At 37.9% G+C, this 11,699-nt stretch carries 8 protein-coding genes; 2 read left to right on the top strand and 6 right to left on the bottom strand.

Going from position 1 to position 11,699, the window contains the following annotated elements; all coding sequences use genetic code 11:
* Window positions 1-569: 569 nt before the first annotated feature.
* The 5 genes from torD to CPS_RS08095 all read right to left on the bottom strand — a co-directional run bounded on the left by torD (window position 570) and on the right by CPS_RS08095 (window position 6,313).
* Window positions 570-1,280: a molecular chaperone TorD gene (torD, locus tag CPS_RS08115; protein ID WP_011042658.1), complete on the bottom strand. Its 711-nt coding sequence runs from the start codon at window positions 1,278-1,280 to the stop codon at window positions 570-572.
* Window positions 1,277-3,769, bottom strand: coding sequence for a trimethylamine-N-oxide reductase TorA (torA, locus tag CPS_RS08110; RefSeq protein WP_011042657.1), 2,493 nt, complete (start codon window positions 3,767-3,769; stop codon window positions 1,277-1,279). The genes torD and torA overlap by 4 nt, the downstream gene beginning before the upstream one ends.
* A gap of 15 nt (window positions 3,770-3,784) precedes the next feature.
* Complete coding sequence (gene torC, locus CPS_RS08105; protein ID WP_011042656.1) at window positions 3,785-4,963, bottom strand: pentaheme c-type cytochrome TorC; 1,179 nt, start codon at window positions 4,961-4,963, stop codon at window positions 3,785-3,787.
* A gap of 60 nt (window positions 4,964-5,023) precedes the next feature.
* The gene (torE, locus tag CPS_RS08100) at window positions 5,024-5,197 is read right to left on the bottom strand and encodes a trimethylamine N-oxide reductase system protein TorE (protein WP_011042655.1); all 174 of its coding nucleotides are present in this window, start codon (window positions 5,195-5,197) and stop codon (window positions 5,024-5,026) included.
* A 354-nt stretch (window positions 5,198-5,551) separates the two neighbouring features.
* A complete protein-coding gene (locus CPS_RS08095; RefSeq protein ID WP_011042653.1) occupies window positions 5,552-6,313 on the bottom strand; it encodes a TorF family putative porin in 762 nt (253 codons plus the stop codon).
* Between the two features lie 239 nt (window positions 6,314-6,552).
* Here CPS_RS08095 and torR point away from each other — a divergent pair, with 239 nt between their 5' ends.
* Complete coding sequence (gene torR, locus CPS_RS08090; RefSeq protein WP_011042652.1) at window positions 6,553-7,275, top strand: two-component system response regulator TorR; 723 nt, start codon at window positions 6,553-6,555, stop codon at window positions 7,273-7,275.
* Between the two features lie 51 nt (window positions 7,276-7,326).
* Here the strand turns inward: torR and torT are convergent, their stop codons facing one another.
* Window positions 7,327-8,397, bottom strand: coding sequence for a TMAO reductase system periplasmic protein TorT (torT, locus tag CPS_RS08085; protein ID WP_011042651.1), 1,071 nt, complete (start codon window positions 8,395-8,397; stop codon window positions 7,327-7,329).
* Between the two features lie 52 nt (window positions 8,398-8,449).
* On the opposite strand from torT, the gene torS reads away from it, so the two are divergent.
* Window positions 8,450-11,452, top strand: a complete 3,003-nt coding sequence (gene torS / locus CPS_RS08080; RefSeq protein ID WP_011042650.1) for a TMAO reductase system sensor histidine kinase/response regulator TorS — start codon at window positions 8,450-8,452, stop codon at window positions 11,450-11,452.
* Window positions 11,453-11,699: the final 247 nt, after the last annotated feature.

Below are 11,699 nucleotides of genomic sequence, written 5' to 3'. Positions count from 1 at the left end.
ATTACCGGTTAGGCAAAAAGGTACTGGTGACACCGAATAGTTATCAGGCTCTTACAGAGTAAGCCGATAAAGCAAGAATTCCACTCGTAAACCTAGCTAAATATCATATTAAAAACACATAAATGACTTAACGGTTTAGTTGTTGGTTGTTACATCTACACTCTATTTTTTCCTATTGAATAATATCAATATTTTTATTATTAACAATAGAATGCCATCAGTATATTTACATAATATTAACATTGTTTTACGTTATAATTAAGATAAAATTATTTAGTTGAATTTGAGACATTATTATCCTGTAAAAATTCAACTATTTTTTTGTAATCGCGGGAGGGGATTCTTTGTAAGCGTAGTATTTGATAATAAGGAGCGAGTATTGTTATAAACGCTATATTTTAAAGACGGTGCTAGACCACTGTTTAAATCGTACGAACAAAGGCAATAATGACCTTTCTACTAAAACTTGCACGCATGAATAGCATATAAAAATAAGGGAAAGCACACGCTATTCCCTTATAAAGTAAGATATTCTGCCAATTTGCTAAGCACTGTAAACGATTAATCTTCTAGTCGCTTAGCAAAAATTCTGTATCGACTTTTAGCCACTCAAACGTTAAATCAGCTACGAAACAATAAAACTGACCATGATCATGCTTATTCACTTGTTGAGTAAAGTCACTTAGCCAAGTCATTAAATAACTATTAATGAAATTAAGTTGTTGTTCAGACCCACTGGTAACACACAGATGAGCAATATAAGCCAAGATAACTGCAATATGATCGCCGGGTTCTGGAAAATCACTGTGTATTTGTAATTTGTTGTCCGTTAGAAATTCGGTCATTTGCTGATGAAGTTCACCAAACAGTTGAGCTTTATTTTTTTTACTTTTTGAACCTGACTCATTTATAGCGGCATTGCTTAGTTTTTCACTTGGTTCTCCACCTTGCTCGACGCTAAGGTATTGACCTGCATATGGCGACACGCTCGTTCTACCATCGACTAAGAACAAACCACAAAAGTCAGCAGCCAATTCAAGTAATGATTCCTTACTGTTCAGCTTGACTAATTTAGTATTAATCTCATTTACCGATGCAGACAAGCTTGGATCAAGCGCAAGTGATTTTAAAAAACTTTGCCCTTGAGCTGATGTTAATTGTGCCACTAAGTCACTAGTGACTTCTTTAGCAAAGAGTGAGGAGAGAAAGTTATACACTATCGCTCTTGCTTCTCTTTCTTCAGAAATTTCTTGTGCTGTTTCTTGGCTTACATGACTCATGCGCCGATCTCCAATGGTCCTTGAAATGAGGTTACTGGCGGCAATTTACCGCTAAACTTTTCATAATCTACTAAACAAGTATAGGCTGAACAAGCTTGAGCTAATTTAGATGAGCCAATATCTTGCGTTAAAGTATTAGGATCGCCATAACTACAAATCGCTCCCACTTTTGCGCCACCCGTAATACTACCATCATCGCCAACGGGTCCATACCAAGCGCCCTCATGAATCCGAATAACACCTTCAGGGAAGTTAGCACTTACCACTGCGCCAGCAAGTAATTGGCCTCGATCGTTAAATACTCTCACCACATCGCCATTTTTAATGCCACGGTGCTTAGCATCTGCTGGATTTAAATAAACCGGCTCTCTGTCTTGTACCGTGTAAGTATCTCGATATTCTTTTGATTCACACATTTGTGAATGCAAACGTTTGTCTGGGTGACAAGACTGCATCCAAATAGGGTGTTTATCTGAGCCAGGACCACCGTGACTGCGTTCTGATTTTTCCATCCATGTTGGGTGGCCTTTACAATCATCATATTGATAACGTTCTATTTTTCTACTGTGTATTTCAATCATGCCAGAAGGCGTGCCTAACGGATTTATTTCAGGATCTTCTCTAAAAGCAGCATGTCGAGTCCACGGCTTACCTTCACCAAAGTGTACATATCCATCTTGCCAAAATTGCTCAAATTCAGGCATAACAAACTTACCGTCATTGGCTTTTTTACAATCATTATATAATTTTGTTAGCCAATCAAACTCATTCATACCGCGGGTATATTCTTTTTCTTTGCCTAACACTTTGGCAAAGCGAGTGAATATTTCATAGTCAGATAAGCTATCAAATAATGGTTCAACCATTTTTTGCATAGCAAGCAAGCCACGATTGGCATAACTACCATAAATATCGATATCGTTTCTTTCCATGGTAGTACAGGCTGGCAGTACAATATCTGAGAAACGACAGGTTGCCGTCCAGTTGATATCGATACTGACCACACATTCCAGTTTATGAAATGCTTTTTTCATACGGTTTCTATCTTGATGATGGTTCCAAGGATTGTTCCCTGAGAAAATCATCATTTTAATATCAGGGTAAGTCACTTTAGCGCCATTGGCATCAATCACTTTGCCCGGCTCTAAAATCGCATCTATCCAACGGGCAACAGGAATAGTACTACTAGCGCCTTTAAAATCAGTGCTGTCAAATATCGGCTTTTGACCTTCATCTACATTGCGAGGAAAGGCACCCGGTGCTGCAGCGCCAGAAGAAGGTACACCAATACCAGAATAATGATGACCATAACTAATTCCACCACCAGGTAAACCAATTTGACCTATCATGGTCGCTAATACAGCAGCCATCCAATAAGGTTGTTCACCATGTTGCTGACGCTGAATACACCAACCCATTAATAATTGTGTACGACCAGCGACCATGGTTTTAGCGAGTTCTTTAATTACGTCGGCAGGTACAGCCGTAATTTTTTCTGCCCATTCGACTGTTTTAGCAATGCCATCTTCTTCGCCCGTTAAATACGGCACAAAGCGCTCAAAACCTAAGCTGTAACCTTTTATGAAATCTTTGTCATGTAAGTCGTTGGTGTAAAGCTCATACGCAATAGCGAGCATTAAGGCTACATCTGTTTGTGGATTTACATATATTTTTTCACAACCTAAGTAATCTTGAGTTTTTGATGCCACGGGATCTATGCTGATCACGCGGATCTCACCTTTTTTTACTTTTTCTTTTAGCTGAGCAAGATATTCAAAACTTTCATGGGTTTCAGCATTCCAGCCAACTTGTAAGTTTTTATAAGGGTCGTTTGCCCATAATACGATTGTCTTAGCATTATCTAAAATTAATGGCCATGATGTGCCTTGGGCATAAACTTCGGTTGAGCCTAAAACATAAGGTAAAATTGTTTGACCTGCACCCGTGGAGTAATCCCCAATTTTTTTAACAAAATTACCGTGCATACCAACAGCTCGTTGCATGTGGCTAGTACAAGAGTGTAACTGCCCGGTGGCACGCCAGCCTGTTTGTCCTGCGTGTAAACCAGAGGGGCCATAATTTGTTTGTATTTCATCAAGTGATTGTTTAAACAAGGTTAATGCTTGATCCCAAGTGACTCTAACAAAACGAAAATCACCGCGTTGACTGGTATCACTTTTATGACCTTTTAATAAAAAGTCTAAGCGAACCATAGGGTAGCGAATACGTGATGGATTATAAACTAAGCCTTTAATTCCGTTGATCATATCGGTTGGATATTTATCTAAATCAAATGGTTTTACTTGATCAATAACACCATTTTTACGTTTCATTTTAAAGGCACCAAAATGAGAACCTGTTGTTAGCCAATCGTCACGGTTTTTAGCTCCTATTTTTGCTAAAGCGGTCAATGGTGTCAAAACCGAAGCAGTGCTAATTACGGTAAATGATGTCGCTAAAATGCCTTTTAAAAAATTTCTTCTTTTCATGATACTTAGCTCCGATTAATGTTCTTTTTTAACAAAAGTTGATGAATGTTGTTGTAGATATTTTTGTACTAATGCTTGGGTATCTTGGTCCATGTTGACAAAAGCTATCATGCCTTGGAACATGCCTGGCCAAGTATTTGCGTCAAAGTGAGCTTCGTCTGGTTGCGTGTGGCAAACACTACAGCTGCTTCTAAAGGTTGTACGAGCATAATCCCAAAGTGGCTGTTGCTCGGTAATTAGGTATTCAGCATCAGTCCATAATGTTGTTTCAACACGTTGCCATTTCAAACCGGTCATCTCGTCTTCTTTTTCTTCAAAGCCATTGATGACACCTTCAGTTTTTGCCGCTTCTTTTGATAATTGTGCTGTTAACATATTGATACCAAAGTCATAATAAATAACTCGGCCAGCACCAATTTGTTTACGCCAACCACTAATTGAAACTTTAACTCTGTTCTCTTTGCTCTCTAATATTTTAACCTTGGTTGCGACATTTAACGTGCCTGCTTCTACATCACCTTTAGCGCTAAAAAATAGTGGCTTGGTCAATGCACTGAAGTAGTATTGTTCATTGGTGAATTTACTTGGTCCAGTGCCTACTTCAGCAATTAACTGCGGTGCTCTTGCGGTTCCCATATCGGGTAATATGTGTGCGATCCCTTTGTGGCAATCAACACAGCTTTGATCTTTTTCGGCGGCACGCTTCATTTGTTTTTGCGCCAACTTAGACATGGTGTCCCATTTCATCGAGTCATAGTTGTGACAATTCTTACAAGCCAACGAGTCATCTCTCTCGAAGCGAGCCCATTCACGTGACGCCATTTCTAAACGTTTATCTTCGAATTTTTCACTGGTGTTAACGGTGTTAAAAACCCAACCCCAAACATCACTGGATGCTTCCATTTTTCTAGCAATTTTACGACCCCAGCTATGTGGAACATGACAGTCTGGGCAAGTGGCACGTACGCCAGAGTGATTAGACCAATGCACTGTTTTTTGTAATTCTTGATAAGGTTTACTTTCCATACTATGACAACCAATACAGAATTCTTCAGTATTGGTTGCCTCTAAAGCGGTGTTGAATCCACCCCAAAAAACAACGCCCATAATGAAAGCTGTTAAACTGATGGAGCCTAAGGTTAAGTATTTGGCTGGCGTATTAAGTGTTTGCCAAAGGTTTTTGAGCCATTTCATGTTGATAATCCTCGTTATTCTTAATTTTTTACTTTGTTTGAGAGAATGCTAGTGGCTTTCCTAATGAGGAATTACGCCGCCAAATGCCTGAATTAACCAAATAATTAGGCCGTAACCACCAATAGCGAATACGCTGAGTACGGGAAATAGCACTACAATAATGAATCCTAATGCCTTAAGTTCTTTACGCTTTTTCTTTTCACCTGTTTCTTTGTTTATTTGTTCCGTGGTCATGTCGAAACTCCTCGCTTAATCAATATCTGGGATGTTTTTTGAATGACTTATCGTTTCATTCAAAGTTTTTTGATGAGCTAATTATAGTTGAAGAATGTGAATGACCATGAACTAGGAAATGACAGCTTGCGTGAAGTTGTGAAAAGATATGAACAGAAATGTTTATATTCGAGCGACTTGAAGAGACATAAGCTAAGCAACTGAAGAGCTTTAAGTACTGATAATTTTTATAACCGTAAAATGACAAAAACAGCAAAACTGTTAAGCTTCGCTGCTCTTCTGTCTTTTATTTATTACTTAAACACTAAACCGTCTAAACTAGGTAGCTTAGACCTGCTTTGTTAAAGTAGGTGACTAAAAGCTTTTGCTAACACTAAAAACAAAGCGTTCATCAAAGATTTTTTGGCCTTGTTCAGAGCCATAAACTTTATGTGAGCTATCAACATCTGAGTCGTGATAACGCACATCAACATTAAGGCCATAAACGTTTTTACTTATACCTAAGTTCCAATGAGCCCAACCTTCAGCACCTTCTCCTGATAGTTCTTGATAACCAATAGAGCCAGAAAGTTTAATACCATTATCAAACGTTTTGCTCGGGTGAACAGCGTAGTTAATACCGCTCCAGCCATCAACACCAAACCAATCATTTAGGGTTGGAGTTACTTCAAGTTCTATTTTTACAGGACCAAAGTCTTTAGCAACCTTCATCCAAAGTTCGGTATAGTCCATGTCTTCTACGCCCGGATAGGTATAATGAAAGACAAAAATATTGTAACTAATATCACTGTCGCCAAAAGTACCAAATTTGCCAATATACGGCGCTAGTACGGCTCTAATGTCAGGGGTAGATTCAAACTTATTGGTTGCGCCAAATACGCCCGCATAAACACCATTTTCATGAGTCCAGGTAAAGCTACCTTTAATGGCTGGAATATCGCCATCACCTGTTTCCGATTCACCACGAAATACGTAATCGGTTGCCATTTCTAGTGAACCACTGAAAGTGCCATTAAATAGTTCTTCTTTACTTTGTTCGCTACTTGCTAAAAAAGGGCAAGATAGTAACATTGTGCCAATTAGTACGCGGTTTGCTGTTTTTATTACTTTATTCATAACTTAGAACTCCAAAATTGATATAAATCAGATAAACTATTTTTGATGGCGTTATTGTATCGCTCAGTTATGAACAGCATTGTGTGGTTAAATGAACACAATATGTAAAAATGCATAAATACCAATTCAATTAAGTTATTCTCACTCAGCGAAAATTATTTGATTTGGTATGACTTATTGATAGTCTGTTACTTGGTGGTGTTGGTTTACTTCTGATAACAGTAGGATAGGAATAAAGCTTGAACGATAAACATATTTTAGTGGTAGAAGATGAAGCGATAACACGAGCCAAACTGGTGGGTTATTTCCAACATGCTGGTTATCGAGTTAGTGAAGCGGAAAATAAAAGCCAAATGATGGTGGTATTGGAAAATCATCACATTGATTTAGTCATGTTAGACATTAACTTGCCTGATGAAGATGGCTTGATGATCACTCGAAACCTGCGCAGCCATTCGAACATTGGCATTGTGCTTGTGACCGGGAGAACTGACTCTATCGATAAAATTATTGGTTTAGAAATGGGCGCTGATGATTATGTTACTAAGCCTTTCGAGCTAAGAGAGCTGTTAGTTCGCGTTAAAAACATTCTATGGCGCATATCATTAACCGAGCAAAAATCTGTTATAGCTACAGAAGATGAGGAAGATGACGATTTATTTCATTTTGGTCAATGCAGCTTTGATATTCCAAAACGAAAGTTGCTCAAAAATAATATTCCAATAAAACTAACTAAAGCTGAATACGATATTTTAGTGGCTTTTGTCGCTAACCCTAGCCGAGTACTCAGCCGTGATCGATTACTTAATTTAATTGAGCATAGAGTTGATGCACCCAATGATAGAACCATCGATGTGCTGGTTCGTCGTTTACGTCACAAAATAGAAGATAATCCGAAAGAGCCACAGATTTTCACGACGATTCATGGTGAAGGGTATTTATTCGCCGCTGATATTACCTAGCTTAACAAATAATTGATGTCATCAATGATCAAGCTTAAATACTACTAGCGCTTATTTTACTTCAGTAGCTTTAATACTATAAATAGGCTTAAAGTTACTTGGTGACAATGACAATTCAGTCTTTAGTTTTTTTATAGTCGCTTGATCTATCGTGATAATTGTAGGTGCCTGCAAAGTTTTCACCTTCCCTATTTTTAGGTAATCAACGGCTTGGTTAATGGCCATTTTACCTTGCAGTACCATTTGATCTGAATTGGCCATTAATATTTTATGACGCTTAATACCACGATAAACGCCATGGCTAAGGTAATGACTTAGGATCTCAGGTTGTTGTTCTTTAGGTAACCTTCCGACCTCATTTATTGCCATTTCAGCCATCACAGCATTGCCCGCTAAATAATCGATGTTATTATATTTTTTCAAGGTGTCTTTGAGCAAAGAAAACTGAGTTATCTTCTCATTTAAGCCGTGCTCGATAGCGATTATTTCAATAGGACTATTCACAAGTGCGGCTTGTAAACCTTTGGTAGATTGTAAACTGCCCCCTCCCCTTTTAGGGCCAGGAAACCAAGCAAGTGTTGCTGGTGTAGTATTGAAATTATTTTGATGGTGCTTAACCAGATATTCTCCCAACTGATAACCCATTTGATACCAAGAGACACCCGTTCTGCCACTAATATTGTTCGTGGCTATTTCATTTACTAAGGCAAAAACTGGCGTATGCTTGTTAACTTGTGCAAGTTTTTGATTTAATGCCTCAAAATTAACCGAGCCTACTAATATTGCGCTTGCTTGCCAATGAATACATTGTTCAATTTGTCTTAACTGTTCATCCTTATTCTGGTAGCCTCCGGCATCTAGGACTTTTAATTCAATTGATCTTTGTTTTGCCTGTTCAGTCATGCCAAAATTGATGCTAAGCCAATAAGAATCTTTTAGATGAGGGTAGACCGCACATAATTTAATTTTTCCTGTGGATACTTTACTTGTTGATAGCTCGCTTACTGCTATTGTACTCGTTGCACGATTGTTATTTAACTGGTCTTGATTAGCTGCGACTGCTGTTGATAAGAAAAACAAACAATAAACAATGTTGAGTAGTAGCACTAAAAGTATTTTCACAAAAAACTCTATTTAAAATTAATACACGGGCCGTGTAAAAGAGGATATTACATTGCACTTTCGTCGAAGTATAGGTAACAAACTATTATTTGCCTTTAGCTTTGTTGCGGGTTTACTGCTGTTTGTGAGTATTGTCGCTTGGAATGGTCTCAGCCTTATTGCCAGCACTGGTGATATTATTACTCAACAAACCTTACCTACCCTTTCAAGTGCAAGAGAATTAGCGAACCTTAGTTTGCAAATCACCCATAAGACGACGTTATTAAAAAATGTCACCGATGAAGAACAGCGTCAGGAAATCAGTCAGACATTAACATTGCTACATTTGGCGGTTGAAGATAAATTTATTGCTCTTGAGTTACTCAATCTCAACAAGAAAAATTTACCTTCGTTAATTAGTTTAAAGAAAGATATTAACCAAGGCATTGAGCAACTTGATCTCTATGCCAAAAATAAAATCACCAATCAACAACAACGTGATCAAGCCTTTACTGTGGTGAAAGCATCGGTTCATGAGATTTCTGTTTTATCTCAATCACAGGTAGCTAATGCGAGTACCTTTGCGTTAGTTCGTTTATCAGGGCTTTATGATTTAATTGAGCAGAAAAGTAATCTGCTACAAGCAAAACAAGATATTGATTTAATCATTGATGAAGACCTTAATTTACTTGATAAAATGGCCGCGTTAGAGCGAAATGCTTTGGAGTTAGAGCAAATTGCTAACTTGGTTATTACCACACAACAGTACCAGCCGCTTAATGAGCTAACCCACAATAAAAACAGACTAGTGTTGCTGATATCAAACTTAGTGGATTCAATTACTGATCCCTACAGAGCTAACTTGGCCAATATCGCACTTATTAAGCTTAATTTATTTGATAACTTGCTTGATAATCAACAAAGAGCCATTGAATTGGATCAAAAACAAAGCTTACTTCACCAACATATTTCTAATCAATTAACGCAATTAAACCAAGGAATATTGTCACTGGTTGAAAAGCAAGGTGAGTTAGCCAAAAAAACCAGTCAACAACATCAAAAATTGGTTTCTTGGTCCCAGAACGTATTTTTAATTACCACCTTATTATCCCTTATTGTCATTGTCTTTGTGATGTGGAAGGTGGTTTATCAAGGTATTGTTTTTAAGCTGCAAAAGCATACCGACGCAATAGAAAGATTAGCCGCTGGTGATTTAGAGATTACGGTCGAGTCATCAAATGATGAAGAGTTAAAACATTTAGCTGAAGCGCTCGATGTTTTTCGAGAGCATGCGATTAAAAAGCAACAGCTTGAGTATGAGCAGCTTCAAACAGAGCAAGAATTACGTTTGCATAAAGAAAACCTTGAGCAATTGATAAATATTAGAACGCAAGAGTTAAGGTTTACCAATGAGAAGCTAAACAGTGAATCTAAAGCGCACGCCTTAGCAAAGCAGCAAGCAGACGAAGCTAATAGAGCTAAATCGGTATTTTTAGCGAGCATGAGTCATGAAATACGTACGCCAATGAATGGCATGATCGGCACATTAGAGTTGTTAACCGATACCAAGCTCACGTCAGAGCAGCAAAAGTATGCTCAAACTATTTTATATTCAGGCGAAAGTTTATTAGATATTCTGAATGATATTCTTGATTATTCAAAAATTGAAGCAGGCCATATAGCGCTTTCTTACCGTGCCATTGATTTAGGCAAGCTAGGGGAAGATGTCGTGCATTTAATGCGAGCAAGAGCGCAGAATAAATCATTGCAGCTGCACTTTGAAAAAAAAGGAAATATTGAAAACTGGCGCGTTGCTGATTTAGGTAAGTTACGACAAATATTAATAAACTTGATTAACAATGCCATTAAGTTTACTCAACGGGGCAGTATTGTTTTATCAATAGGCGTTAATGATGAAAGTAGTTCTGGAGATTCAGAGGTAACATTTTCAGTGACTGATACCGGCTGCGGTATTGCTAAAGACAAGCAAGCTGACGTTTTTCAGGCGTTTACTCAGGTAGATAATCTTCAAAGTGCTGTCGGCACAGGCTTGGGTCTAGCAATATGCCAGCGACTTGTCAGTGCAATGCAAGGCACTTTATCTCTTGAAAGTGAAGAAAATCGTGGCAGTTGTTTTGCCTTTACGATTCCATTAGCTCGAGCTTCAGCAGAAGCGATTAGCGCACAGCAAGTACTATTTTTGCCACCACAAGCGTTATCTCAATATTATCAGGTGCTTATTGTCGAGGATAATGAAATAAACCTTGATGTCGCCTGTGCCTTGGTTGAAAAACTGGGTCATAAAGTAACAGCCGCCAAAGATGGTGCTAGCGCGCTGAAATGTATGCACAACAATCGATTTGATTTAGCCTTACTCGATATCAATCTACCTGATATTGATGGCGTGACTTTATCTCAACAACTCAAGGTTATTGCGAAAGAAAAGCAGACTCCTTTCAAAACTATTGCAGTGTCAGCTCATGTTTTTAATGAAGATATAGCTAAATTTATAAAGTCAGGCTTTGATGGTTTTGTTGCCAAACCCGTGCAAATGAAAAAATTAAAACCAAGTATTGCCAAAGTAATGTTTAATGTTAGAGGATTCGTTAATCAGGAAGTCGAAGGTGGGGCTGAGCAAGAAACGGAACCTTGTCTTGAACTAAAAGTTGAAATGCCTGAAGCCGTAGTCATTGCTTCAACGAATAAGGACTCTCTAGTTGAAAGTCAGGAGCTTAGTGAATTTTTATTATTTGATGCCGATATTCCCAACCAAGATATTGAGTACTTGGGCAGTGATAAAGTAATACAACTTACTCGGTTATTTTGTCAACAAATAGATAACGAATATAGTAATTTTTCAAGTTTATCGGCCATTGATCAACACGCAAAATTACATAAACTTAAAGGCGCTGCCATCGGTTTAGGTTTGGTTCGGTTATACCAACTTTGTCACACACTTGAAATCAACACTGAAGATAATAAACTGACCTCTTCACAGTTACTTATGATTAAAGATTTAGCTCAATTATCGAAGCAATCGCTTAATCAATATGCGCAAAGCCTTAAAAATATTTAGCATTGAAATTCTTTGGATAACAAAAACTGACATCTGACTAAACATCATCCTCTTCCGCTTTTAATCCCCAAACTCTTTTGCCGTATTGGTTTGGCTCAATGACTGAAAATTAAAACTAGTTATCTGCCAATAAAGCAGTAAATAACACCAATACATTCGCATCCGAAGGGGTTCCAGTAGGTAAATTTACTATTTATCCATCACCAAAAATAATTTTAGTAGACCTCTACTCTAATAGGTACAACTT

Source organism: Colwellia psychrerythraea 34H, assembly GCF_000012325.1.
Lineage (GTDB): Bacteria > Pseudomonadota > Gammaproteobacteria > Enterobacterales > Alteromonadaceae > Colwellia > Colwellia psychrerythraea_A.
The sequence above is the reverse complement of the archived record's forward strand: the minus strand, read 5'-3'. Positions and strand labels throughout refer to the sequence as shown.